Source organism: Sphingomonas sp. GW822-FHT03G08 (assembly GCF_058801135.1).
Genome location: NZ_JBXAMZ010000001.1, coordinates 410,198 through 434,357, shown reverse-complemented (window position 1 = coordinate 434,357; position 24,160 = coordinate 410,198). Strand labels below are relative to the sequence as shown.

General features: G+C 66.1%; 27 protein-coding genes and 1 pseudogene. 7 read left to right on the top strand and 21 right to left on the bottom strand.

The annotated features are described in order from the left end of the window. Position 1 precedes the first annotated feature (1 nt). From AC1RJ5_RS01785 to AC1RJ5_RS01775, 3 genes are all read right to left on the bottom strand, one after another. Entirely contained in the window at positions 2 to 436 is a 435-nt protein-coding gene (locus AC1RJ5_RS01785; RefSeq protein ID WP_493111377.1) for a hypothetical protein, read from the bottom strand. A 123-nt stretch (positions 437 to 559) separates the two neighbouring features. Further along, positions 560 to 1,591 carry a S1 family peptidase gene (locus tag AC1RJ5_RS01780; RefSeq protein ID WP_493111375.1) on the bottom strand — a complete coding sequence of 344 codons (1,032 nt, stop codon included), beginning with the start codon at positions 1,589 to 1,591 and terminating at the stop codon, positions 560 to 562. Next, positions 1,588 to 3,900: an ATP-dependent helicase gene (locus tag AC1RJ5_RS01775; RefSeq protein WP_493111373.1), complete on the bottom strand. Its 2,313-nt coding sequence runs from the start codon at positions 3,898 to 3,900 to the stop codon at positions 1,588 to 1,590. The genes AC1RJ5_RS01780 and AC1RJ5_RS01775 overlap by 4 nt, the downstream gene beginning before the upstream one ends. A 179-nt stretch (positions 3,901 to 4,079) precedes the next feature. On the opposite strand from AC1RJ5_RS01775, the gene AC1RJ5_RS01770 reads away from it, so the two are divergent. After that, positions 4,080 to 4,571, top strand: a complete 492-nt coding sequence (locus tag AC1RJ5_RS01770; RefSeq protein ID WP_342249795.1) for a hypothetical protein — start codon at positions 4,080 to 4,082, stop codon at positions 4,569 to 4,571. A gap of 79 nt (positions 4,572 to 4,650) precedes the next feature. On the opposite strand, the gene AC1RJ5_RS01765 is transcribed toward AC1RJ5_RS01770, so the two are convergent. Next, entirely contained in the window at positions 4,651 to 4,920 is a 270-nt protein-coding gene (locus tag AC1RJ5_RS01765; RefSeq protein ID WP_269575354.1) for a hypothetical protein, read from the bottom strand. A gap of 209 nt (positions 4,921 to 5,129) precedes the next feature. Between AC1RJ5_RS01765 and AC1RJ5_RS01760 the strand changes: the two genes are divergently transcribed. Further along, entirely contained in the window at positions 5,130 to 6,773 is a 1,644-nt protein-coding gene (locus AC1RJ5_RS01760; RefSeq protein WP_342249794.1) for an inorganic phosphate transporter, read from the top strand. 3 nt (positions 6,774 to 6,776) lie between these two features. Here AC1RJ5_RS01760 and AC1RJ5_RS01755 read toward each other — a convergent pair whose 3' ends face one another. Further along, complete coding sequence (locus AC1RJ5_RS01755; protein ID WP_493111370.1) at positions 6,777 to 7,736, bottom strand: peptidyl-alpha-hydroxyglycine alpha-amidating lyase family protein; 960 nt, start codon at positions 7,734 to 7,736, stop codon at positions 6,777 to 6,779. A gap of 219 nt (positions 7,737 to 7,955) precedes the next feature. Further along, complete coding sequence (locus tag AC1RJ5_RS01750) at positions 7,956 to 8,141, bottom strand: hypothetical protein (RefSeq protein ID WP_184166075.1); 186 nt, start codon at positions 8,139 to 8,141, stop codon at positions 7,956 to 7,958. A 124-nt stretch (positions 8,142 to 8,265) separates the two neighbouring features. On the opposite strand from AC1RJ5_RS01750, the gene AC1RJ5_RS01745 reads away from it, so the two are divergent. Beyond that, on the top strand, positions 8,266 to 9,534 hold the full coding sequence (locus AC1RJ5_RS01745; protein WP_493111368.1) for an MFS transporter: 1,269 nt from the start codon (positions 8,266 to 8,268) through the stop codon (positions 9,532 to 9,534). A gap of 254 nt (positions 9,535 to 9,788) precedes the next feature. Here the strand turns inward: AC1RJ5_RS01745 and rsmD are convergent, their stop codons facing one another. Then, on the bottom strand, positions 9,789 to 10,328 hold the full coding sequence (gene rsmD, locus AC1RJ5_RS01740; protein ID WP_342249791.1) for a 16S rRNA (guanine(966)-N(2))-methyltransferase RsmD: 540 nt from the start codon (positions 10,326 to 10,328) through the stop codon (positions 9,789 to 9,791). Beyond that, positions 10,328 to 11,710, bottom strand: coding sequence for a pseudouridine synthase (locus AC1RJ5_RS01735; protein WP_342249790.1), 1,383 nt, complete (start codon positions 11,708 to 11,710; stop codon positions 10,328 to 10,330). Before AC1RJ5_RS01735 ends, rsmD begins: the two co-directional genes overlap by 1 nt. Positions 11,711 to 11,817: 107 nt before the next feature. Here AC1RJ5_RS01735 and AC1RJ5_RS01730 point away from each other — a divergent pair, with 107 nt between their 5' ends. After that, entirely contained in the window at positions 11,818 to 12,252 is a 435-nt protein-coding gene (locus tag AC1RJ5_RS01730; RefSeq protein ID WP_269575359.1) for a response regulator transcription factor, read from the top strand. Positions 12,253 to 12,274: 22 nt separating this feature from the next. Here the strand turns inward: AC1RJ5_RS01730 and AC1RJ5_RS01725 are convergent, their stop codons facing one another. After that, on the bottom strand, positions 12,275 to 12,424 hold the full coding sequence (locus AC1RJ5_RS01725) for a hypothetical protein (RefSeq protein WP_269575360.1): 150 nt from the start codon (positions 12,422 to 12,424) through the stop codon (positions 12,275 to 12,277). Positions 12,425 to 12,503: 79 nt separating this feature from the next. Next, positions 12,504 to 13,628 carry an aromatic ring-hydroxylating oxygenase subunit alpha gene (locus AC1RJ5_RS01720; RefSeq protein ID WP_269575361.1) on the bottom strand — a complete coding sequence of 375 codons (1,125 nt, stop codon included), beginning with the start codon at positions 13,626 to 13,628 and terminating at the stop codon, positions 12,504 to 12,506. A 516-nt stretch (positions 13,629 to 14,144) separates the two neighbouring features. Here AC1RJ5_RS01720 and AC1RJ5_RS01715 point away from each other — a divergent pair. The 3 genes from AC1RJ5_RS01715 to AC1RJ5_RS01705 are packed head-to-tail and all read left to right on the top strand — an operon-like array spanning position 14,145 to position 16,692. Continuing rightward, complete coding sequence (locus AC1RJ5_RS01715; RefSeq protein WP_269576459.1) at positions 14,145 to 15,449, top strand: AmpG family muropeptide MFS transporter; 1,305 nt, start codon at positions 14,145 to 14,147, stop codon at positions 15,447 to 15,449. Then, positions 15,449 to 16,210: a tetratricopeptide repeat protein gene (locus AC1RJ5_RS01710; protein WP_269575362.1), complete on the top strand. Its 762-nt coding sequence runs from the start codon at positions 15,449 to 15,451 to the stop codon at positions 16,208 to 16,210. Before AC1RJ5_RS01715 ends, AC1RJ5_RS01710 begins: the two co-directional genes overlap by 1 nt. Beyond that, entirely contained in the window at positions 16,207 to 16,692 is a 486-nt protein-coding gene (locus AC1RJ5_RS01705) for a DUF2939 domain-containing protein (RefSeq protein ID WP_493111364.1), read from the top strand. The genes AC1RJ5_RS01710 and AC1RJ5_RS01705 overlap by 4 nt, the downstream gene beginning before the upstream one ends. A gap of 59 nt (positions 16,693 to 16,751) precedes the next feature. Here AC1RJ5_RS01705 and AC1RJ5_RS01700 read toward each other — a convergent pair whose 3' ends face one another. The 11 genes and pseudogenes from AC1RJ5_RS01700 to AC1RJ5_RS01650 all read right to left on the bottom strand — a co-directional run bounded on the left by AC1RJ5_RS01700 (position 16,752) and on the right by AC1RJ5_RS01650 (position 24,093). Further along, positions 16,752 to 17,183, bottom strand: a complete 432-nt coding sequence (locus tag AC1RJ5_RS01700; protein WP_342249788.1) for a DUF6628 family protein — start codon at positions 17,181 to 17,183, stop codon at positions 16,752 to 16,754. Between the two features lie 126 nt (positions 17,184 to 17,309). Then, positions 17,310 to 18,617, bottom strand: a complete 1,308-nt coding sequence (locus tag AC1RJ5_RS01695; RefSeq protein ID WP_493111362.1) for a bifunctional folylpolyglutamate synthase/dihydrofolate synthase — start codon at positions 18,615 to 18,617, stop codon at positions 17,310 to 17,312. Positions 18,618 to 18,639: 22 nt separating this feature from the next. Next, positions 18,640 to 19,494, bottom strand: coding sequence for an acetyl-CoA carboxylase, carboxyltransferase subunit beta (gene accD, locus AC1RJ5_RS01690; RefSeq protein ID WP_184166047.1), 855 nt, complete (start codon positions 19,492 to 19,494; stop codon positions 18,640 to 18,642). Beyond that, positions 19,491 to 20,291: a tryptophan synthase subunit alpha gene (gene trpA, locus AC1RJ5_RS01685; protein ID WP_493111360.1), complete on the bottom strand. Its 801-nt coding sequence runs from the start codon at positions 20,289 to 20,291 to the stop codon at positions 19,491 to 19,493. The genes accD and trpA overlap by 4 nt, the downstream gene beginning before the upstream one ends. Further along, on the bottom strand, positions 20,278 to 20,706 hold the full coding sequence (locus tag AC1RJ5_RS01680; protein ID WP_493111358.1) for a hypothetical protein: 429 nt from the start codon (positions 20,704 to 20,706) through the stop codon (positions 20,278 to 20,280). Before AC1RJ5_RS01680 ends, trpA begins: the two co-directional genes overlap by 14 nt. Beyond that, positions 20,703 to 20,909 (bottom strand): hypothetical protein, encoded by a 207-nt coding sequence (locus AC1RJ5_RS01675; RefSeq protein ID WP_493111356.1) that lies wholly within the window; start codon positions 20,907 to 20,909, stop codon positions 20,703 to 20,705. The genes AC1RJ5_RS01680 and AC1RJ5_RS01675 overlap by 4 nt, the downstream gene beginning before the upstream one ends. Next, positions 20,906 to 21,097, bottom strand: coding sequence for a hypothetical protein (locus AC1RJ5_RS01670; RefSeq protein WP_269575369.1), 192 nt, complete (start codon positions 21,095 to 21,097; stop codon positions 20,906 to 20,908). Before AC1RJ5_RS01670 ends, AC1RJ5_RS01675 begins: the two co-directional genes overlap by 4 nt. Continuing rightward, positions 21,094 to 22,317 (bottom strand): tryptophan synthase subunit beta, encoded by a 1,224-nt coding sequence (gene trpB / locus AC1RJ5_RS01665; RefSeq protein ID WP_269575370.1) that lies wholly within the window; start codon positions 22,315 to 22,317, stop codon positions 21,094 to 21,096. The genes AC1RJ5_RS01670 and trpB overlap by 4 nt, the downstream gene beginning before the upstream one ends. Positions 22,318 to 22,413: 96 nt before the next feature. Further along, positions 22,414 to 23,037, bottom strand: a pseudogene (locus AC1RJ5_RS01660) (phosphoribosylanthranilate isomerase); the annotation flags it as partial. Then, positions 23,037 to 23,546: a GNAT family N-acetyltransferase gene (locus tag AC1RJ5_RS01655; RefSeq protein ID WP_269575372.1), complete on the bottom strand. Its 510-nt coding sequence runs from the start codon at positions 23,544 to 23,546 to the stop codon at positions 23,037 to 23,039. The pseudogene AC1RJ5_RS01660 and the gene AC1RJ5_RS01655, both read right to left, overlap by 1 nt. 157 nt (positions 23,547 to 23,703) lie before the next feature. Then, positions 23,704 to 24,093: a winged helix-turn-helix transcriptional regulator gene (locus tag AC1RJ5_RS01650; protein ID WP_342249782.1), complete on the bottom strand. Its 390-nt coding sequence runs from the start codon at positions 24,091 to 24,093 to the stop codon at positions 23,704 to 23,706. Positions 24,094 to 24,160: the final 67 nt, after the last annotated feature.

The following is a 24,160-nucleotide window of genomic DNA, read 5'->3' as shown; positions in this document are numbered from 1 at the left end:
TTCATCTCGCAACATTCTTGCGCAGTTGTGGAGGGACGGGCGGCATGCCGTTGAGCGCCGCCATGGCAAGGCGCCAATCGATCCGATGCCGCGTGCCGACCTGCTTGCCCTTGTAGAAGCGCGGCGTCGTGACGCCGACCGTCGCGCGTTCCAGTGCGCGGTCGAAGGCGTCGCAATACCCCATCGAGAGTGCGACATCCCAGGCTTCGGCGAAGCTTTCGGCCCCGGGCCGATCGCGAAGCTTGTACGCCGATTGCCGGGTCTTGCCGACGGCGCGGCAGGCGTGGCGCACCGAGCCCATCGCGAGGAGAGCCTTGACGAAGTCGCGCTGTCGCTGCTCCGTCCAGCCATCGTGGCGAACATTGGCCAGCGGTACAGGAATGAAGTCGAGCCGGCTGGGCCCGTCATCAGGCGGATTGTCGAGAGTGTCGTCCATCTATGAGGGTAGATCAGACGATTTCCTACATTGGAAGGGTTTTCAGATCCGTTCTACGGGGACGCCGAGTTGCAGGGCGGCATCGGCCATTGCGAATATACCCAACACAAATTTACGCTGAATTCAGCTCAGCATTATCTGGAGTGCTGCAATTGGAATTATAGACTGATCCTCAGTATCTCGTAAATCGAAGGCATATTCCGCACCATTCGCGCATATGCCTGCAACCTGATTATTTCCAACCACCGCTGGCCCGCCACTCATGCCAGCCACAATGCCCGCGTTTGTTAAAATTCTCCGGACCCCACTTTGCATTCTATGTGAAACCACCAACCCCGGAGATATAAAACACCCGGCTCCACTAGAAAAATTAGGATATCCGCAAACCGCAACATGCTCATGACTGACGATTTCTGGGCCATGAAAGAGATTCAATGTACAAGTTCCGGCAGGAATTTCAAACACAGCTAAATCCAGAACGCCATTTATAGATATTAATCTCGGCCTAATTTTAACATTCTCGTTCGACGGATGGAAAAAATCCAAATCTGGATATATATTTTTTCCATCTTTGCTAACAACATGCGAGCAAGTGACCCAACCAACCCCCTCCAGCGCCACCGCAGTTCCCTGAGAAATACCCATTTCACTCTGAATAACCCAGCAGCTCTTGGATATTAAATCAACATCCCAGATTGGCGGCTTAGGTATTACGCGGGTTATCCGAGAAACATTTAACTGCTCAGCCCTGGCTAAACATATATCGTTGTACCAATCTTCCGACTGACGAAGCATTTGATCGAAGTTGGCATCGCCGCCCTTCATATCTGCGAGCATTATCAATTCTCGATGAGAATAGTATTTTTCTAATCCATCAATGTTTCTAAGCTTAGAAAAATCTCGCTCACTGCCAGCAATACGCTTAATTTCTAAGAACTCATTTTCGTCCAGTGGCCCGAAGGCCAGAATAAAACCAGCCCCCTTCACCTCCCAACGTATGATAGCGATCTCGTCGTCATAATGACCATGCACTCCGAGAACTCCTGACCCGGGAAGATCGGAAGCTAGGTCAGGAAATTGCTCCTGCTCAAACTTCTTGAACTCCAGATGTAGGTTTCGGCCGAAATTGAAGTGCCAGTTTTCGGGCAGGCTCATTGGCTTAGACTCACAAAACTATCCATAACCCGCTTCCGCCCGGCCTGTTCGAAGTCGATCTCCAGCTTGTTGCCTTCGATCTCGGCGATCACGCCATAGCCGAACTTCTGGTGGAACACGCGCATGCCCAGCGACAGGTCGTCGCGCGCCTTGGCACCGAAGCTCACGGCGGACGCACGGCTTTCCACCACGCGGGCGGGTTCGCGGTTGAAGGTGCGGGAGGTGAAGCTGCCGCCGGGGTTTTTCATGTCCACGCCCGCGGCGCGCTGCCAGCCCGGGCCTCTTCCCGTTCCGCGAGACACATCCGCGAAGGGGTCGCTGCGTTCGCTCCAGTTCGCCTGCCACAGGCTCGCGCCGCCGGTCATCGTGCTTTCGCTGTCGATATGCGCCTCGGGCAGCTCGGCGACGAAGCGGCTGGGGATCGACGAGTTCCATTGGCCGTAGATGCGGCGATTGGCGGCGTGGAGGATGAAGGCCTTTCGCCGCGCGCGGGTGATCGCGACATAGGCTAGGCGGCGTTCTTCCTCGAGCGACGCCAGGCCGCCTTCGTCGAGCGCGCGCTGCGAGGGGAAGATGCCTTCCTCCCAGCCGACCAGGAACACGGTGTCGAACTCCAGGCCCTTGGCGGCGTGGATCGTCATGATCGTCACCTTGGGCTCGTCGGCATTGGTCTCGTTGTCCATGACGAGCGAGACGTGCTCGAGGAAGGCGCCGAGTGTCTCATACTCCTCCATCGCGCGGACGAGCTCGTTGAGGTTCTCCAGGCGCCCGGCGGCCTCGGCGGTGCGATCGGCCTGCCACATCGCGGTATAGCCGCTCTCGTCGAGGACGATGCGGGCAAGGTCGGGATGCTGGAGGTCGTTGCCCATGGCGCGCCAGCGCGCCATGTCGCCGACCAGGTTGCCGAGCGCGCGGCGGGCCTGGGGCGTCAGCTCGTCGGTATCGAGGATGCGCGCGGCCGCCACGGTGAGCGGCACCTGCGCCGCGCGGGCATATTGGTGGACCTTCGCCAGCGCCTTGTCGCCTAGGCCGCGCTTGGGCGTGTTGACGATGCGCTCGAAGGCGAGGTCGTCGGCCGGCTGGGCGATGACGCGGAGATAGGCGACGGCGTCGCGGATCTCCATGCGCTCGTAGAAGCGCTGGCCGCCCAGGATGCGGTGGGGCAGGCCGATCGCGATGAACCGGTCTTCGAACTCGCGGGTCTGGTGCTGGGCACGGACGAGGATCGCCATGTCGTCGAATGACTTGCCGCCGCGATTGAGGCCTTCCATCTCCTCGCCGACGCGTCGGGCCTCCTCGGGCCCGTCCCATACGCCGAGCACCTTGACCTTCTCGCCCTCGTCCTTGTCGGTCCAGAGCGTCTTGCCGAGGCGGCCGCTGTTGTTGGCGATCACGCCACTGGCCGCCGCGAGGATGTGCGGCGTCGAGCGGTAATTCTGCTCGAGCTTGATCACCTTGGCGCCGGGGAAATCCTTCTCGAACTTGAGGATGTTCTCCACCAGCGCGCCGCGCCACGAATAGATCGACTGGTCGTCGTCGCCGACGCAGCAGATGTTCTTGCGCTCCTGGGCGAGCAGTCGCAGCCAGAGATACTGGACGGCGTTGGTGTCCTGATATTCGTCGACCAGGATGTAGCGGAAGCGCTGCTGATAGCTCTCCAGCACGTCGCGATGGGTCTTGAGTATCACCAGCATGTGGAGCAGCAGGTCGCCGAAGTCGCAGGCGTTGAGCGCCTTCAGCCGTTCCTGGTAGAGAAAGTAGAGCGCGGCGCCGCGGCCATTGGCATAGCGCTCGGCCTCGCCGGCGCCGATCTCGGCGGGGGTCAGGCCCTTGTTCTTCCATTCATCGATCAGCCCGGCGAGCTGGCGGGCGGGCCAGCGCTTCTCGTCGAGATCGGCGGCGAGGATCAGCTGCTTGATCAGGCGGAGCTGGTCGTCGGTATCGAGGATGGTGAAGTTGCTCTGCAGCCCGACCAGCTCGGCATGGCGGCGCAGCATCTTGGCGCCGATCGCATGGAAGGTGCCGAGCCAGGGCATGCCCTCGACCGCAGCGCCGATGAGGCGGCCGACGCGCTCCTTCATCTCGCGTGCCGCCTTGTTGGTGAAGGTGACCGCCAGGATCTCGGACGGGAAGGCGCGCCGCGTCCAGAGCAGATGGGCGAGGCGGGCGGTGAGCGCCGCGGTCTTGCCCGTGCCGGCGCCGGCGAGGACGAGCACCGGCCCTTCGGAAGTGAGCACCGCCTCGCGCTGGGGCGGGTTCAGGCCGCTCAGATAGGGGGCGTTATTGTCGGTCTCTACGGGCAGGGTCATGGCGAACAACTAGGGAACGCTTTGGGCGGCCGCAAGCTCCGCGCGCAGGAGCAGTTATGCACAGGCATCGGAAATACAATCGCAACAATGCACTAGCGCCTGCAACAAACCCGCAATAATACCTAATTGCCGTCAACCATCGGTTGGCGGCCAAATCCCGCAGCTGGGGAGCTGGGATAATGATGATTCGGGGGGCGAGTCTGATTGCGGCGGCGGGGGCGGTTTTCGCCTGTGCGCCGGCATGTGCTCAGGCGATTGCGGCGGCGCAGACCGCCTATCTGGTGCTGCGGCCGGAAATCCGGGTGAAGAACGAGGAGCATGTCTCCGGCCTGTGGCTGCGGACCAGCGCGACCGTGCGCGAGCCGAGCGAAGCCTGGCGGGCGGACGAGACCAAGGCCTCTTATGGCTTTTCCGTGCAGAAGGAAGTGCTGGGGCACACCTGGCTGGGGCTGAGCGCCGTGGCGCAGGCCCCGCGCTTCGATGCGGATCGCGGCATGGTACGCGATGCCCGCCATTATGCCGGGGCGCGGCTGAGCTTCGAGGCGTCGGACAAGGTCGAGCTGGGCTTCGCCTGGCTGCGGCGGCTGCGCGGACGCGGCTTCATGAGCGCGCCGGGCGGCAATCGCGGGATCAAGCCGGGGCCCAAGGCCTATATGCAGCTGCGCTTCTGAAATCGATGGACACGCCGCGCTGATGGCGGCGGATGGAGACGGTTGCGCGATTCGCCCAACCGTCTCGCCAGGAGCGGATCTAGACGTAGATCTCGCGGAGCGCGATCGCGTCGGCCCGTGCGAAAGCACTGGGCGGAATCGGCGGCGGAGGCGGCGGATTGTCGGTGCCGCCTTCCTCGGGATTGCCGACCTCGTCGCAATTGTCCTCGGGGTTCGGCGGCGGTGCGTCCGGAGTCAGCTCAGGCAGGCAGTTCGGATTGGTCTGCGCCATGGCTTGCGAAGAGGGAAGCATCGCGGAGCCCATCAGGGCAAGCGTTGCACAGGCGGCGAGCAATGAAAGTTCCTTCATTCTTGTCTCCTTGCCAACATCAGGCACTCCGGTTGTCCGACGCCCCGCGGGTTTTGGCAAAGTGAGTTGGGGCCCATTCGGTGCTAATCCGCCCTGGCCCGAACAGGACCCGTAATCGCGTGCCGGAATGACGCAAACTGGCCGATCCATGGGCCTGTCATGCGTTTGTCATAAGGCTGTCACACCCTCCGGCCAGAGGCGCGCATATCATGGCATCACTCGCTCTGGACCAAGCCGCACCGGTTGACCAACCGCAGCCCGGCCCCCGATTCGACTACAAGACGCATCCCCTCGCCAAATTGCTGTTCGCGGCGATCATGGTGGGCGGGCTGGCCTTTGCCGGCTGGAGCGTTTTGACCGACACCAAGGGGGTAGGGGAGGAGCTGGCCACCGGCGTGTTCCTCTTTCTCGGCCTGGCGCTGCTGATCGCGCTCGGCTTCGAGTTCGTGAACGGCTTCCACGATACCGCCAACGCCGTCGCGACGGTGATCTACACCAATTCGATGCCCGCCCATTTCGCCGTCGTCTGGTCGGGCTTCTGGAACTTCCTCGGCGTGATGCTGTCGTCGGGCGCCGTCGCCTATTCGATCATCACGCTGCTGCCGGTCGAACTGATCCTCAACGTGGGATCCTCGGGCGGCTTCGCGATGATCTTCGCACTGCTGCTCGCGGCGGTGCTGTGGAACCTGGGCACCTGGTATATCGGCCTGCCCAACTCGTCGTCGCACACGCTGATCGGCTCGGTGCTCGGCGTCGGCTTCGCCAACCAGCTCATCAACGCGGGCTCGCGCGGCGGCACCGCCGGCGTCGACTGGAGCCAGGCGACCAAGATCCTCACCGGCCTGTGGATGGCGCCACTGATCGGCTTCTTCGCCGCGATCGCGCTGCTGCTGGTGATGCGGGTCTTCCTGCGCAACCAGAAGCTCTACACCTCACCGATGCCGAACACCGCGCCGCCGATCGGCATCCGCAGCGCGTTGATCTTCACCTGCACCGCGGTCTCGTTCAGCCATGGCTCGAACGACGGCCAGAAGGGCATGGGCCTGATCATGCTGATCCTGATCGGCTGCGCCCCCACCGCCTATGCGCTCAACCGCACCCAGTCGGCGAGCGCCACGCCCGCCTATGTGCAGACCGCCAACATCGCCGAGGCCGTGTTCGACGCGCGCAGCAACGGCCTGCCCGACCTGGCGCCGGCCCAGGCCCGCACCGTGCTCACCAGCGCGCTCCAGCAGCGCAAGGCCGAGACCCCCGAGGTGTTCGCTGCGCTCGAGAGCCTGTCCAGGGATCTCACCGGCCGCGTCCAGGGCTATGGCGCGCTGAGCAAGGTTCCGGCGGAAGCCACCGGCAATGTCCGCAACGACATGTATCTGGTGCTCGACACCACCAAGCTCGCGACCAAGAAGCCCGAGGGCTACAAGGCGGAGGAGCTCAAGGCGCTGGGCGACTATCAGAAGAAGCTGGAAGCCGGCACGCGCTTCATCCCTCTCTGGGTGAAGATCGTCGTCGCGCTCGCGCTTGGCCTCGGCACGATGATCGGCTGGAAGCGGATCGTCGTCACCGTCGGCGAGAAGATCGGCAAGCAGCACATGACCTATGCGATGGGCGCCTCGGCCGAGCTGGTCGCAGCCGGCACGATCCTGGCGGCCGATCGCTTCGGCCTGCCGGTATCGACCACGCACATCCTGTCCTCGGGCGTCGCCGGCGCATCGGTGGCGAGCGGCGCGGGCCTGCAGGGCCGCACGGTGCGCAACCTGGCGCTCGCCTGGCTGCTCACCCTGCCGGCGGCGATGGCGCTTTCGGGCTGCCTCTACTGGGCGATGCTCAACGGCGTGAAGGTGCTGGGGCTCTAAGCCTCAGCGCCGCGCGAACTTCTGCACGCGCTGGCCGGCGATATCGACGACATAGATATTGCCGGCCCGGTCCGCGGCGATGTCATGGGCGATCCAGAACTGGCCGTCCTGGTTGCCCATCCGCCCGAAATGCTCGACCTGACGGCCATCGAGCGCCGCGATCGTCACGCCGTCGTGATCGGGCACCTTGTCCGGGTTCGATCCCCCGTCGAGGATCGCGATCCGGTTGCCGGGAAGCAGCGCCAGGCCGAAGGGGCGGCCGATCACGGGTGACTTCCATTCGGTGAGGAAGTGCCCCATGCCGTCGAAGACCTGGACGCGGTCGTTCACCCGGTCGGCGACATAGACACGGCCCGATCCATCCACCGCCAGCGCATGCGGGATATTGAACTGGCCCGTCCCGGTACCGCGCGAGCCCCATTGGAAGAGCAGCTTCCCATCAGCAGCGAACCGCGCGACGCGCGAATTGCCATAGCCGTCCGCGACATAGAAGCTCCCGTCCGCCATCGGCGCGACATCGGTGGGACGATCGAAATGCGTCGCATCGGCACCCGGCACACCCCGCTCGCCAAGCGTACGGAGCAATGTGCCGTCCGGTGCGAACTCGAAGACCTGGCTGGTGCCCGTATCGGTGATCCAGACATGATCGCCGGGGCCTATGCTGATCCCATGCGGCACCACGAACAGCCCGGCGCCCCATTCGCGCTTGAGCTTGCCGGTCACCGCGTCGAACACTTCGACCACCGGCTCCTTCACCGACACCAGCCCCTTGGCATCGGTACCGCGATTGCCCCGGTGGAGGACCAGCACTTCGCCCTTGCTGTTCACCGCGACGCCCGAACAGGGACCGAGCACGCGCCCCTCGGGCAGGCTCGGCCAGCCAGGGACGACGGCGTAATGCGGCGCAGGGGCAGCGGAGGCGAGGAGGAGCGGGGCGAATGCCGCCAGGCCGGTGATGCGCATGCTGTCCTCCCGATTTTTCGGGAGCCTAGACCGATCCGCTATCGCGGCGAAGAGGGTAGGGCTCGCCGATATTCAACCTCGCCGTTCCCCGGCGAAGGCCGGGGCCCGGTTTCGGCGTATTTCGATAGGGAGGTCAAACCTCTCAAGCGACATTGCAGCTGGCCCCCGGCTTTCGCCGGGGAACCGAGTAGCGTGTGAGATGCCCTGAGTGGAGAGGCGCTAGAGCCGCTTCGCGCCCAGTTCGAGCAGATGGCTCGCCAGCTCGATGCTGAACTTGAATCCCTGCCCGTCGGCGCGCAGGTCCGCCTTGAAATGCTCGATCGGGTTCCAGAAGGCGACGAGCAGCCCGGCCAGGATTGCGAACAGCGTGGCATAAGCCAGCCGCCTGCCTGCCGATTCGCGCATCGCCCGTCTCCCTGACTTCCGGTCGCTGAGGATTTTCCGGTACGCGGGCGAAACTGTCCGGCCGATGAACGGGCTTCCCCTTTGCGGTCAATCGATCCAAGGAGAGGATCAAAGGGGAGAGGGCATGACCAAGGCCGCCGCATCGCACCGCCGCATCCTGTTCGCCAGCCTGGTGGGCACCTCGGTCGAATTCTACGATTTCTACATCTATGCGACCGCGGCGGCGCTGGTGTTCCCCGACCTGTTCTTTCCCGCCAGCGAGCCCTGGATCGCGCAGTTCGCCAGCTATGCCAGCTTCTCCGTCGCATTCTTTGCGCGGCCGCTGGGCGGAGTGCTGTTCGGCCATTTCGGCGACCGGCTGGGCCGCAAGTCGACGCTGGTCGCCTCGCTGATGCTAATGGGTATCTCGACCGTGCTGATCGGCTTCCTGCCCGGCTATGCGCTGGTCGGCGTCACCGCGCCGATCCTGCTGTGCCTGCTGCGCTTCGGCCAGGGGCTGGGTCTCGGTGGTGAATGGGGCGGGGCGAGCCTGCTCGCGGTGGAGAATGCGCCGCCGGGCTGGGCCAACCGCTATGGCAGCTTCCCGCCGATGGGCGCGCCGGTGGGCTTCATCTTCGCCAATGGCTTCTTCCTGGTGCTGGGCGCGTTGATGGACGAGGCGACCTTCCGCGAATGGGGCTGGCGCCTGCCGTTCCTGGCGAGCGCGGTGCTGGTGTTCCTCGGACTGTGGGTACGCCTCAAGATCACCGAGACGCCCGAATATGTCGCGGCGACCGAGAAGGAAGCACCCCCCGCCGTGCCGATCGGCGAGCTGTTCCGCACCAGCGCACTCGCCACTTTCGCCGGCACCGTCGGCACGATCGCCTGCTTCGCGCTGTTCTACATCTCGACCGTGTTCATCATCGGCTACGGCACCAAGACGCTCGGCTATGACCGCGAGACGTTCCTGGGGATCGAGCTGATCGCCATCCTGTTCATGGCGGCCGGCATCGCCGTCGCCGGGATCAGCGCGGACAAGCGCACCGCCAACAGCGTGCTGATGCTCGGCTGCCTGTTCACCGTGCCGGTGGGTCTGACGATGACCCTCATGCTCGGGCCGGACTCGCTGCCCAGCGTCGCGATCTGGCTTGCCTTCGCGCTGTTCGTGATGGGGTTCGTCTATGGCCCGCTCGGCGCCTGGCTGCCGAGCCTGTTCCCGGCGCGCGTGCGCTATACCGGCGTGTCCGTGACCTTCAACCTGGGCGGCATCCTCGGCGGTGGCCTCACCCCGCTGATCGCGGCCTGGCTGGTCCAGCAGGGCGGGCTGGAGCTGGTCGGCTATTATCTCGCCGGGGCCGGGATGCTGAGCCTGGTCGGGCTGCTGCTCGTGCAGAAGCGCCGGCTTGCAATGTAGGATTTAGCCTGCTGGGCTCGCGCAGCCAGCCTTCGGGCCGGCTGCTCTTTGACGCGGTTGGCGAAAATAGGATCACGCGCACGCAATCATATTGCGCGGCACGCGACGCCAGCCTCGAATTGGGGTGATCGAGCGGCGCTAGAACCGCTTCTTGGCCTGTACTTTGTGTACTTTGGCGAGTCGCGGTCCAGGCACTGTAGGAAGTCGGCTCGTCAGTTCCCCGGCAAAGGCCGGGGAACAGTGGAGGTGAGCGGTCAGGCCATCCGCAGCAAGGTGAGCCGCGCCTTGCCATGGGTGCGGCTGACATCGACAGTGTAGCCGGCGACATCGGGCACTTCGTCCTTCGCCGTCTCGATGCTGATCCAGGTCGCGGGTCCCGCCCAGCCGAGGCGGCCGAGCTTGTCGAGCGCGACGCTGCCGGCGCCGGTGCCATAGGGCGGGTCCATCAGGATCAGGTCGAGCGGCGCGCGTGCCGGGCCAAGTGCCATCACCGAACCGGCGCGGACTTCCGCCCCCTTGGCGCCCAGCTTGGCGATGTTCGCGCGCAAGGCATCCAGCGCCGGCTTGTCCTGCTCAACGAACAGGCACGAGGCGGCACCGCGCGACAACGCCTCGAGGCCAAGCGCGCCGGATCCCGCGAACAAATCAGCGACGGCCAGTTCCTCGAAGCTGCCGAGGCGGCTGGCGAGCATCGAGAACAGAGCCTCGCGCGAACGGTCGGCAGTGGGGCGGGTGGTGTCCCCCTTGGGCGCGACGAGCGGGCGGCCGCGCCATTCTCCGGCGATGATCCGCATTACTTGCGCGTCCTTGGCGGGCGGGCGGGCTTGCCCGGCTTGCCGCGACCACCGGCAGGGCCACGATCGGGGCGGCGCGCGGGCTTGGGCCGATCGATGAAATCGCCCTCACGCGGCTCACGCGTCTCACGATGGGCGCGCGCGCGTGCTGCGCGGGCGGGATTGGCGGGGGCTTCCTCGCGCGGCTTGCGCGGCGAGAACTTGCTGCCCGGTGTGCGGGGCCGTTCCTCGCTGCGCTCATTCCGTGCCGGGCGTTCGCCACGCGGCCCGATACCAGGCTTACCGGGACCACGCGGCCGCTCCTCGGAGCGCTCGCGACGATCGGGGGCCGCACCGCGCGGTGCAAGGCCGGGCTTGCCCGGGCCGCGGGGCCGTTCCTCGGACCGTTCCGCCCGCACCGGGCGCTCGCCGCGTGGCGCGAAGCCTGGCTTGCCGGGCACACGGGGCTCCTCGGCATTCCGGGCCTGGGGCGTGACGCGGGCGGTGAACACCGGCTTCTTCGGCGCCGCCACGGGCTTGGCGACCCTGCGGCGCCCCTCCGGCTCCTTGCCGCCCGTCGACACCGGCTCGGGCCGGGGCGCCGGCTCGACGACGCGCGAGCGCACCGCGAACTGCAGGTTCGAGGCCGCCTTGCCGCCGCCGGGCTTGGACATCACGGTCCGGAAGGTGATGAGATCGGCCTTGCGGATCTCGTCGACATCGCCCGGAGGCATGTCGGCCAGATAGAAGGGGCCGTAGCGGGTGCGGATCAGGCGGTTCACCTCGAGCCCGAGATATTCGAGCACGCGGCGCACTTCGCGGTTCTTGCCCTCGGTCAGGGTCATCTCGATCCAGACATTGGCGCCGGTCCGCCGCTCGATATTGGCGTTGATCGAGCCATAGCGGATGCCCTCGATCTCGACGCCGAGCATCAGCGATTCGAGCTGGGCCTGGGTGACGTTGCCATAGGCGCGCGCGCGGTAGCTGCGCTCGACGCCGGTGGCGGGCAGCTCCAGCTCGCGCTTGAGCTCGCCATCGGTGGTGAGCAGCAGCAGCCCCTCGGTGCTGAGGTCGAGCCGGCCGACCGGCATGACGCGCGGTAGTCCCTCGGGCAGATGGTCATAGATGGTCGGGCGGCCGGCGGGATCGCGCTCGGTGGTGAGCAGGCCGGCGGGCTTGTGATAACGGAACAGGCGGGCGGGCGCGGGCTCGGCGACGGGCTTGCCGTCGACGGTCACGCCCCTCAGCGAAGTGAGCAGCGTGGCAGGGGTGTCGAGCACCTTGCCGTCCACGGCGATTCGCCCGTCGGTGATCATGCGCTCGATATCGCGACGGGACGCGATTCCTGCACGGGCCAGCAGCTTCGCGATGCGCTGCGCTTCTTTGGGATTGGATGGAGACACAGGGGCGATATAGCGATTGTCGCGGTCGCTTCAAAAATTATTGCGCCCTCGAAAGGGATTCGCGCGTTAGCGCTGTGGGTTCAGAGACTTGGCGGGCTTCAGGCGGCATGTTGTTCGGACGGAAAAAGCGACGGATTGCGCGACTCCTGGTGGTGGAGGACGAACCGTTGCTCGCGTTCGACACCGAGCATTTCCTGAGTGGTGAAGGTTTCGCGGTAGCCGCGACGGTCGATACCGTGGCCGAGGCGCTCCGCGTGCTCGCGGCGGACAGCGATCTCGACCTGGTGCTTGCCGATGTAATGCTGGCCGATGGCAGCGGCCTCGAAGTGGCCCGCGCCGCGCAGGGACGGGGCCTTCCGGTGCTGTTCGTGACTGGGAGCTTCCCCGAGGAAGCCAGGGCGCTGGCGGCGGGATGCCTGGCCAAGCCCTATCCGCAGCGGGACCTGCTGGCGGCGATCGAAGCGATCGAGGCGGTGTTGGAAGGCGCCAAGGCGCCGCGGCGGCTACCGGGGAATTTCAGCCTGTTCCTGAGCGCGGCTTAGCCAGCCGAGCCCGAATTGGGGCTCAGTGGCGCAGCAGTACGAGCGCGGCCGCGACGATGATCGCCCAGCTCACCGCGCCGATGCCGAACGCGATGATAAGGCCGGTGCCGCGCGGCAGACGGTCTTCCTCGTTGATGTCCAGGAACTCGCGGGGCGGCAGCGGAAGCGGCATGGGATGATCCTCTCGAATACCCAATTTAGGTACGCCCGCGCCGGAACGGAGGATATACAGAGGAATTACCCTCAGGGCTCTACCGGAGATGCGCATTAACCGCATCGTGGAAGTGGCGGATGCCGAGCTCGAGCGTGCCCAGGGTCACCCGCTCGACCGCCCCCGATGCCAGTCCCTGCTGGCCCAGTTCGCAGGCCCGGAAATCCTCCGAGGCGAAGACGCCGCCGTCGAGAAGCTCCCAGCTCTTCTCCCAATGGGCGAGCGCCTTTTCGGTGCTGGGCAGCTCGGGGATCAGCATGAAATCCTCGACCAGCACCCGGCCTTCGGACTGGGGCATCAGGACCATGAGGTTGATGTAGTCGGGGCTGACCACCAGCACCGTGCCGGGGAACATCTGGTAGGTATAGGTGATCGCCGCGCGCAGCGTCGCCCAGTCGCTGGAGGAAAGCGCCGCCAGCGCCGCCTCGCGCCCGACCGCCGAGCGCTGGTGGGCACCGATCGTATCCGCGGTCGAGACACCGTCCTGGAAGAAGGGGGCGATCGTCGCGGCGTGGAGGCGCTGGACGTGGTACGCCTCAAGAAAGGCGTCCATGATCAGCTTCCAGTTGGCGTTGACACTGTGGGTGCGCCGGCGGAACAGATGCTGGGCGGACAGGTCGAACGCCTCGAAATCGCGGGCGAGCAGGTCGGCCTCGGCGAAATCGGCGTCCTCGGTGAAGGAGAACCAGATCAGCCCGCCGGCCTCGTGCGTGGGCAGGCGCTTGAGGCCGTACTCGCCCTTGTCGAGGCCGGGAAAGGTATCGGCGCGGGGCAGGCCGATCAGCCGCCCGTCGAAATTATAGGTCCAGGCATGATAGGGGCAGACCAGGCGGCCACCTTTCACCGCGTCGCAGCCTTCTACCAGCCTGGTGCCGCGGTGCCGGCAGACATTGAGGAAGACATGCGCCTGGCCCGCCTTGTCGCGGGTGATGAGCAGGGGCTTGCCGAAGCCGTCATGCGGGATCGCCATGTTCGGTTCGGGCAGCAGCGCGGAGGGCGCAATGACCAGCGGGACCTGCGAAAAGATGTAGGCCTGCTCGTCGGCGAAGCGTTCCGGGCTGGTATAGACCGAGGCGGCGACATGGGCGATTTCGCCTTCGCCCTTCGATCCACCCCGCGCCAGCGCTCCGGCCAGCGCCAATTGCCCCTCGGTCGGCGCATTCATGGCATTCCTCCCTATGGCCTTCCTGGTATTTTTGGCTAGTTTCGCGCCGGAAGTACGTGGGGGCAAGAAGGAATGGAGCAGGTGAAGCGGCCGCAATGGGCTTATCCGGCGGCGCAGCTGGCATTGGCAGTGGCCTTGGCGCTGCTCGCCTTGCCCTGGCTGACCGTGGCGACGCCGGGTTCGGCGCCGCTGGCGGTGCGCGGCTATGACTTCATCACCGGCACGGGCGCGTTCAAGCCGTCGATGACCTTCGTGCTCGGCATGCTGGTCGCGGTTGCCAGCCTGGTGCTGAGCTTCGTCTGGCGCCAACGTGGCGGCGCGAGCCTGATGGTCGGCGGTGCCGCCGTGGGTGGCCTGCTGGTGATCCTGGCGGTGCTGTTCGCCGCCTTCTCCCCGCCCAAGGCGCTGGCGACGAGCGCGATCCAGCCCGCGATCGGCTATTGGCTGGCCCTTGTCGCCCTGCTCGCGGCCTTCGTCGCCGGGCGCAAGGCGGCACCCGAGGACTGGCGCGCCGACCTGCCCGAGGGCGTGCGCCCCTATTTCGAGAATGCGCCGCTCGCTTCCTTCGCACTCGGGCTGAGCTCGGGCTTCCCCTTCGCGATGATCGGCGCGACGCTGACCAGCCGGCTGAAGCAGGACGGGATCGACAAGGCGACGATCACGGCGTTCGCGCTCGCCATCCTGGTCTACAACCTCAAGTTCCTCTGGGCCTGGATCATCGACGGCGTGAAGCTGCCGATCCTCGGCCAGCTGGGCCAGCGCGTGTCCTGGCTGATCGTGGCGGGCATCCTGGTGGTCGCCGCCGTCGCCAACATGGCGTTCACCCAGGCCGATCCGAACAATATCTGGCCGATGGTGACGGCCGCGGTGCTCGTCGGCCTGGCCGGCGCGACCTATGACATCGTGATCGACGGCTACCGGATCGAGATCCTCGAGCCGCGCCAGCTCGGCTATGGCTCGGGCATGTCACAATATGGCTGGCGGATCGGCTCCGCCGGTGCCGGCGCGGTGGCGCTGGTCGTCGCGGCGCGGTTCGGCTGGGAAGCGGCCTATCTGGTCTGCGCGCTGTTCGCATTGCCCGCGATCATCGCTGGCCTGATCCTCGGCGAGCCAGAGCGCCACCGTCCGCCCGCCGAACGCAAGGGGCTGGCGACCGTGCTCAAGTCGATCTGGGGGCCGTTCGTCGAGTTCTTCCAGCGCCAGGGTGCATGGATCGTCCTGATCTTCATCCTGGTCCACAAGATCGGCGACACGCTGGCGAACCTGACCTTCCGCCTGCTGTTCGACGATCTCGGCTTCACCAATGACGAGATCGCCTTCTACGACGTGGCGCTCGGCTTCTTCGCCTATATGATCGGCGTGTTCATCGGAGGCATGCTCTATGCGCGGATGGGCATGAAGCGATCGGTGCTGCTCAGCCTGGTGCTGATGGCGATCTCGAACCTGAGCTTCGCGGCGCTGGCGGCGGCCGGCCATTCCAACCTGGGCATGGCCGGCGCGATCGGTTTCGAGAACATCGCCAGCGGCTTTGGCGGCGTGGTCGTCATCGCCTATTTCTCGGCACTCACCGATCTGCGCTTCACCGCCGCGCAATATGCGCTGATCTCCGCGGGCGCGAGCATCCTCGGCCGCTTCCTGACCGGTACCACCGCGGGCAGCCTGATCGAGGCGATGGGCTATGTGAACTTCTACCTGCTGACCACGCTGATCGCGCTGCCCGGCGTGTTCATCTACTGGTGGATGATGCGCACGGGCCTTGTCGACCGCTCGATCGGCACGGCAGGCACCGAAGGCGAGGGCGGGGAAGAGGCGAAAGCCTGATGCCCTATCTCCTCGTAATCGCGCTGCAGGTGGCGTGCATCGTCCACCTGATGCGGCGGGGCGGAAACCCGCTATGGGTTACCGCGTTGATCTTCCTGCCCGTGGTCAGCGCCATCGCCTATTTCTTCGTCGAGATCCTCCCCGGCCTGGGGCAGAACCGGCATGTCCGCACCGCGCGGGCCAAGGCAGTGGCCGCGCTCGACCCCGAGCGTGAGCTGCGCGCCGCCCGGAGCGCGCTCGACCTGGCCGACACCGCCGGCAACCGGCTGCGCGTCGCCGATGCGCTGGCCGCGCTGGGCCGACATGAAGAGGCCGAGCCGCTCTATCGCGAGTCTCTGCGGATGACGGTGGGCGATCCCGACGTACGGACCCAGGGCAAGCTGGCGAACACGCTCTACGAGGTCGGTAAGGGCGCGGAGGCATTGGCGCTGCTCGACGAAGTGCCCGCGCCGATGGGCCAGAGCGAACGCGATCGCCAGGCGCTGCTGCGCGCCAAGATCCTCGAGCACCTGGACCGCAAGGACGAGGCGCTGGAGGTCTATGCCGATATCGTCACCCGCATGCCGGGCGAGGAAGCGCGCTGCCGCTATGCCGCGCTGCTGATCGACCAGGGCTGGGATCGCAAGGCGCTGGCGGTGCTTGAAGAGGTCGAGAAACGGATGAAGCGGATGGATCGCCAGCAACGCGCCGCGGAAGCGGACATGTATCGCTGGGCGACCGAGACGCTGGCCGGGCTGCGTGCCAGGGGCGTGACCGCGTGAGGAAGCGCTGGATCATTGCCTTGCTGGTGCTCGTCGTGGTCGCCGCGGGCGGCTGGCTATGGGGCTCGCCTTATTACACGCTGTGGCAGATGAAGCGCGCGGCCGAGGCACGCGATATCGACGCTTTGGCCGGCCATGTCGATTTCGACGCGGTGCGCGGCAGCGTGAAGAGCCAGATCTCGGCGCATTTGCCGGGCGAGGGCGGCGGCGTGCTGGGCGCGCTGGTGCGCTCGGGGATCGGCGATACGGTGGTCGATGCCGCGGTCTCGCCGGAGGGGATGCGCTTCATCTTCGCCGCCGCGCCGCTGGCCGAGACCGAGCGGCCGGGGACGATCAAGCTCAAGGCGAACGAGATGCGCTACCACCGGATCTCGCTCAATCGCTTCGAGCTGACCCGGAGCGACGGGGCCGCACTGCAGTTCCGGATACGGGGGATGACCTGGAAGCTGGAGGCGATCCAGCTGCCGCCGGACGTGTTCTAGCCCGGCGCGACTTGCCGGCGAACAGCCAGGCCAGCACTGCCTTTTGGAATCGGTACAAGCTAATCCTCGGCGTCGAACGCCAGCCCCATGTCGGCGAAGCTGTTGGCGAGTGCATGGGCAGTGATCAGCACGCCGGTGGCGTCGCGCACGCCGAGCATGTCGGCGAGCAGCACCGCGGAGAGCTGGGGCTGGGTGCGGACGCGGCCGAGCACCTGGAGCAGCGCGGCTTCCGCGCCGGTCATCCGGGCGCAGCACCAGGGCGCGATCTGGATCGGCCCGGCGGAGAGCGCCGACATCTCCTGCATCAGCGCGCGCAGCAGCACCAGCGGGCGCTGGAAGCTCTTGCCGAAAGCGGTGACGAAGGCGTGGGCGGTACAGGCGTCGTGGATGCCGTGCGCGCCCATCTGGCGGACGCCGAACAACAGCAGCCGCGCGCCGGGATCCTCGGGCTGGAGTTCGGGCAGGGCGGTGAGGGTTGCGCTGACGGTCATGGGGACTCCGATCACTATGACCGGAAATCTTGCGCATCCGCTATTGATAGTCAATCGCATTAGCAAAGAATGCGGGATGCAACTGGTCGTGTTTGAACCGTTCCCCGGAGAAAACCGGGAGCAGGATCAGGTGGGCAATTCCTCGTTAGCTGCAAGCACGGTGCCGGCGAGGTAGAGCGAGCCGAGCACCAGCACGAGCGGCGCACCACCCTCGCGGGCGATCGCGGTAAGCGCGCGAGGCACGTCGGGCGCGACCGAGGCGTGGGGGATGCCGAGCGTCTGCGCGACTTCGGCAAGCCTGGCGGGGACGTGGTGCTCATGGCCGGGCACCGGTACCGCGTGCAGGCCGGCCGCGAGCTTCGCGAAGGGCGCGAGCAGGCCCTGCGCATCCTTGTTGGCGAGCATGCCGAGCACGAGTTGCACCGGGCGGCCCTGCGCGACCTGGGCGAGCGTGGCACTTACTGCGGCGGCGGCGGCTTCGTTATGCCCGCCGTCGAGCCACAGCTCGCTGCCCGGGGGCAGGAGGTGGAGGAGGGGGCCGTCGCCGAGCTTCTGCATGCGCGCGGGCCAGCGCGTGCCGGTCGCCGTGGCGGCGAAGGCGGCGTCCGGCACCGTGAGCGCCTGCTGGTGGCGCAGCATCGCGATGGCGAGCGAGAGATTGGCCGGCTGGTGCGGCCCGGCCATGGCGGGGAGGGGCGTCTCCACCTCGCCGCGGGCATCGCGGTACACGAGCCGATCGCCACGCGTCTCGAAATCCCAGGCGCTGCCCTGCGCGAAGACCGGCGCGCCGGCGGCGGCGATGATCTCGGCGATGTGCGGGGCATAGTGCATCGTCACCAGCGGCACCCCGGGCTTGGCAATGCCCGCCTTCTCGGCCGCGATCTTCTCCAGCGTATCGCCGAGGAAGCTCTGGTGGTCGATGCCGAGCTGGGCAATGCCGGTCACCGCCGGCCGATCGACCACATTGGTCGCATCGAGCCGCCCGCCAAGGCCTACCTCGAGGATCAGCGCATCCGCCGGTACCCGGGCAAAGGCAAGGAAGGCGGCGGCGGTGGTAACCTCGAAGAAGCTCGCGCCGATATCGCCGCCCGCGTCGAGCACTTCCTCGAGCAAGGGCGCCAGGATCGCATCTGCGATCAGCTCACCCGACAGGCGGATACGCTCGTTGAAGCGGACGAGATGCGGGCTCGAATAGACATGCGCACGCATGCCCGACGCCTCTATCGCGCCGCGCAGGAAGGCACAGGTCGAGCCCTTGCCGTTGGTGCCGGCGACATGGAGCACCGGCGGCAATGCAAGCTGCGGGCTGCCGACCCGCTCGAGCAGCCGAGTGATCCGGTCGAGCCCGAGGATGTCGGCACCCGGCGAGAGCGCGGTCAGCCGGTCGAGCTGGCGCTGGACATGCGGATCGGAGGAGACGGCGTGGTCGGCCATGGCTCTGCTTCCAGCCCGGGCCTTACGCTGCCTTCTTGCCCTCGCAGAGCAGCCCGATCAGCTGGCCGAGCGTCTCGCGCAGGTCCTTGCGGTGGGTGACCATATCGATCAGGCCGTGCTCGCGATAATATTCCGAGGTCTGGAAATCGTCGGGCAGCTTCTCGCGGATCGTGTTCTCGATCACGCGGCGGCCGGTGAAGGCCAGGGTGGCGCGCGGCTCGGCGATCTGGACGTCGCCCAGCATCGCATAGGCCGCCATCACGCCGCCCGAGGTCGGGTCGGTCAACACGACGATATAGGGCAGGCCGGCATCGTGGAGCATCTCGATCGCCACGGTGGTGCGCGGCATCTGCATCAGGGAGAGGATGCCCTCCTGCATGCGCGCGCCGCCCGAGGCGGTGAAGGCGATGAACGGCGCCCGCGCGGCGATCGCCGCCTCGACGCCTTGGATGAAAGCCTCGCCCACGGCCTGGCCCATCGAGCCGCCCATGAAGGCGAAGTCCTGCACGCCGATCACCGCCTTGCGGCCAAGGATCTTGCCCGAGGCGTTGATGAATGCGTCCTGCTCGCCAGTGCTGGTCCGCGCGGCCTTGAGGCGCGCAGGGTAGGGCTTCTGGTCACGGAACTTGAGCGGGTCCTCGGCCACCTTCGGCGTGGCGAGCACGGTGTAGCTACCCTCGTCGAACAGATAGGCGAAGCGCTCGGCCGGGCCGATGCGGTCATGATGATCGCAATGCGGGCAGACATGCTGGTTCGCCTCCAGCTCCTTCATGAAGGTCATCTGCCCGCAACCCTTGCACTTGTGCCAGAGGTTGTCGGGGGTGTCCTTCTTGGGCGTGAAGGCCAGGACGTTGCGGACGCGATCGATCCAGCTCATGCGACTTCTTTCCTTGCGGCCTCCACGGCCGTCTTGAGGGAGTGGATATAGGCGCGGATGGGTTCCGGCGCATCCTTCCCGTGTTTTCCGACAAGTTCAACGATTGCGGAGCCGACGACGACGCCATCGGCCACCCGCGCGATCGCCTCGGCCTGTTTCGGCGTACGGACGCCGAAGCCGACTGCGACGGGGATCTCGGTGGCGGCCTTGAGCCGTGCCACGGCGTCCTCGATCGATCCCTGGGCAGCCTGTTGCAGCCCGGTGATCCCGGCGACCGAGACGTAGTAGAGGAAGCCCGACGCGCCCTTGAGTACCGCCGGCAGCCGCGCGGCATCGGTGGTGGGGGTGGCGAGGCGGATCACGTCGATGCCGTTCGCGGTAAACGGCGCGACTTCGGCGGCCTCTTCGGGCGGGATATCGACGATGATGACGCCGTCCGCACCAGCCTCGGCCGCCTTTGCGGCAAAGGCTTCGGGCGTGGGCCGGGTCATCGTGTTGGCATAACCCATCAGCACCAGCGGCACGTCCGGATGACGCGCGCGGAACCCCTTGGCGATAGCGAGCACATCGGCGGTGCGCGTGCCGGCACCGAGCGCGCGCAGGTTCCCCGCCTGGATCGCCGGGCCATCGGCCATCGGATCGGTGAAGGGCATGCCCAGCTCGATCACGTCCGCCCCGCCAGCAACGAGCGCGTCGAGATTGGCGGCGGTATCGCCGTCACCCGCGGTGATGAAGGTGACCAGCGCGGCATGGCCTCGGGCCTCCGTACCGGCAAAGGCCGTCTCAAGCCTGGACATGCGACGTCCTTTCAAAGCACGAACGATAGAAGATGAAGAGGCCGCCGAAGAGGATTCCGCTCATCACGATATAGGCAGTCAGGTCGCTGCCAGCCTGCTTCCGCCAGAGTTCGAAAACCACCGGGTCGCACGCGAGAACGGCGACTGCGCCAGCTTGGATCTGCTGCCGAGCATGGTCCAGGCATGCAGTCTGGTCCAGCCCGGCGAGATGCCGGCGGTAAACCATCAGTGCGGCCATAGTCCCAAGGCTGAGCAGGAAATGGCTCACTGCGGCGATCGGCAGAATTGCAGCATTGAAGTGCCGTTGGGCGACGCGGGCGCGAATGAACAGCACAAGACCGAAGAGCGCGACCAGCACCACAGTTGCGACCAGCAGGAAAGGGGCAAGGTTCGCCACGTAGCCGAGGGGCGTCACGACCGCACCTTGCACTGCGGCTTAGCTCCGGCACGCGTGAAGGCGCGCATGCCGTACACGCTGATCAGCACGCCCGCAGTCATGGTCAGCAGGCGGTAGACATCGGCGGGAATCTGCCAGGCCTCGGCGATCTCGCGCATCAACGCGACGTCGAACAGCAGCGCCAGCACCAGCGCGGCGATCAGGATCGGAAGTCGGCTCATTTGATGGCTCCGGTTGGAGCGAAGAACCGGTCGAACACCGTTCCTCCCGTGAGCAACGCAGCCACGCCAAGTACGGCACCCAGACCGCCGCCCCATCCGAAGAAAGACTGGCCGATGCCAATACCCACGGCCATCGCCACGATAACGAGCGCGATAATGAAGGCTGCCCGAGCGAACCTACGGCTCACAGCTCCACTCCTAGCGCGTCCGCCACCGTGAAGATGTCCTTGTCGCCGCGGCCCGAGACATTGACCACGATGATCTTGTCCGGACCCATTTCCCGCGCCTTGGTCTCCAGCGCGGCGAGCGCGTGCGAGCTTTCCAGCGCCGGGATGATCCCCTCCAGCTTGCAGCAGAGCTGGAAGGCGTCGAGTGCCTGCTGGTCGGTGATCGGGAGATATTCCACCCGGCCGCTCTCGTGCAGCCAGCTATGCTCGGGGCCGATGCCCGGATAGTCGAGGCCCGCCGAGATCGAGTGCGCCTCGGTGATCTGGCCGTCTTCGTCCTGGAGCAGATAGGTGCGGTTGCCGTGGAGGATGCCCGGGCTGCCGCCCTTGAGCGAGGCGGCATGCTGGCCGGTCTCGATGCCGTGACCTGCCGCTTCCACGCCGATCATCGCGACGTCCGCATCGTCTAGGAAGGGATGGAACAGCCCGATCGCGTTAGATCCGCCGCCCACCGCAGCGATCAGCAGGTCGGGCAGGCGGCCCTCCGCCTTCTGGATCTGCTCGCGCGCCTCGATACCGATCACGCTCTGGAAGTCGCGAACCAGCTCGGGATAGGGGTGCGGGCCCGCCGCAGTGCCGATGATGTAGAACGTGTCGTGGACGTTCGCGACCCAATCTCGAAGGGCTTCGTTCATCGCGTCCTTGAGCGTCTCCGCGCCGCTGGTCACCGGATGCACTTCGGCCCCGAGGAGCTTCATCCGGAATACGTTCGGCTTCTGCCGCTCGACATCCTTGGCGCCCATGAAGATCACGCAGGGCAGGCCGAAGCGCGCTGCAACCGTCGCGGTGGCGACGCCGTGCTGCCCCGCACCGGTCTCGGCGATGATCCGGGTCTTGCCCATCCGCATCGCGAGCAGGATCTGACCGATGCAGTTGTTGATCTTGTGCGCGCCGGTGTGGTTCAGCTCCTCGCGCTTGAAGTAGATCTTCGCGCCGCCGTAATGCTCGGTCAGCCGCTCGGCGAAATAGAGCGGGCTCGGGCGGCCGACATAATGCTCGAGCAGGTCGTCGAACTCGGCCTTGAACGCGGGATCCGCCTTGGCCGCGCGATATTCGCGCTCCAGGTCGAGGATCAACGGCATCAGCGTCTCGGCGACGAAGCGGCCACCGAACTGGCCGAAATGGCCATGCTCGTCAGGCAGGTTGCGCAGGGAATTGGGCAGGGTTGCAGGGTCGGTCATTGCGTCTCTCATGATTTCGGATGGCGGGCGCTGGCGTGGGAGCGAGCGATCAACGCCATCGAAACTCGATGCGGACAGGGGCGAACGGCCTCAACATTGCCCGACCGCTTTAAGGAATGCAGCGATCTTGGCAACATCCTTGACGCCCGGCGCGCTCTCTACGCCCGAGGAGACATCGACCAGCCTGGCGCCCGTGACGCCCACCGCCTCGCGGAGGTTGCCGGCATCGAGCCCGCCTGAAAGCGCCCAGGGCAAGGGCTGGGGGAGGTTCTCGAGCAGCTTCCAATCGAAACGCAGGCCCATGCCGCCGGGCAGGGCGGCGCCCTCCGGGGTTTTCGCGTCGTAGAGGATGCGATCGGCTGCGCCGCGATACGCAGCGGCCTGGCCGAGATCGGCGCGGGTCTTCACCGCAATCGCCGCCCAGACGGGCACGCGCATCCGGATCGCGGCGGCACGGTCGGGCGCGGTCTTGTGGAGCTGTACCGCCTGGATACCGGTGGCGAGCGCGGCGCTGAGCAGCGCCTCGTCCGGATCGACGAACACGCCGACGGTGCCGACATGTGCCGGCACCCGCGCGATCAGCGCGCGGGCCTGTTCGAACGAGAGGTTGCGCGGGGAAGGCGGGAAGAAGACGAAGCCGACATGGCTCGCGCCACCCTGCACCGCGGCATCGAGCGTCTCGGGCGTGGACAGGCCGCAGATCTTGGCAGTGACCGGCATCAGAGGCCCTTGACCAGCACGACCATGAACAGGGGTGGGTCGAGCGGCACCGGGAAATCGCGCTTCTCGCCCGAATTGCGATAGCCGCGGCGCTCGTAGAAGGCGATCAGCTCGGCGCGCTTGTCGATCACCGTCATCTCCATCACGCTGGCGCCGAAAGTCTCGCGCGCGCAATCCTCGGCGGCGGTGACCAGCTGCTTGCCGAGTCCGCCCGACTGCAGCCCCGGGTCGACGCAGAGCAATCCGAGATAGGCGAGGCCATCGCCCTTGCTGGTCACCTGCACGCAGCCGAGCAGGCCATTGCCGGTGTCGGCGACCAGCAGGCGCTGGCCAGGATCGTCGACGATGGCAATCAGCGTCGCGATGTCGGTCCGCGGGCTGTCGATGATCAGGTCCGCCTCATGCGTCCATCCGGCGCGCGCGGTCTCGCCGCGATAAGCGCGCTCGATGATCGGGTGGATCGCGGGCAAGTCATCGCGCGTGGCGGGACGGATGATGGGGTCAGGCATGGGGCTGCTGTCGGATGGTAGGCCGCGTTTGGCAAGTACACCTAATCTGTTCACCGGCGAAGACCGGGGGCCAGTCTCGGCGCACTATCGATGGCGCGTAAGACTCTCGAACGACTTGGCAACTAGACCCGACCTTCGCCGGGGAACGGATGGATTGCTAGTCGATGGCCCGCGCATCGAAATCCGCCCGTGACGTCTCGATCCGCTCCAGGTTGCGCGCCGCCCAGACCCATACGCCGCAGAATGCCTCGGCCAGGCTGCCGCCCAGTTCGGTGAGGCGATATTCGACGCGCGGCGGGATCACCGGGTGGACGGTACGGATCAGCAGCCCGTCGCGCTCCATCTGTCGCACCGTCTGGGTGAGCATCTTCTGACTGATCCCGCCGCATTCCGCACGCAGCTTCGAGAAGCGCAGCTCGCCATGCTCGGTCAGCGCCTCGAGCACGATCATCGTCCATTTGTCGGCGACGCGGCCGATGATCTCGGTGACGAGCGCCTCCACCCGCGGATCGAGATCGGGATAGTCGTGATGGGGATTGGTCGCCATAGTTTCCAAAAGGTATGTATGAATATTTTGGGTGCCTACTCCCCATTAGGTACCACGATACGATATC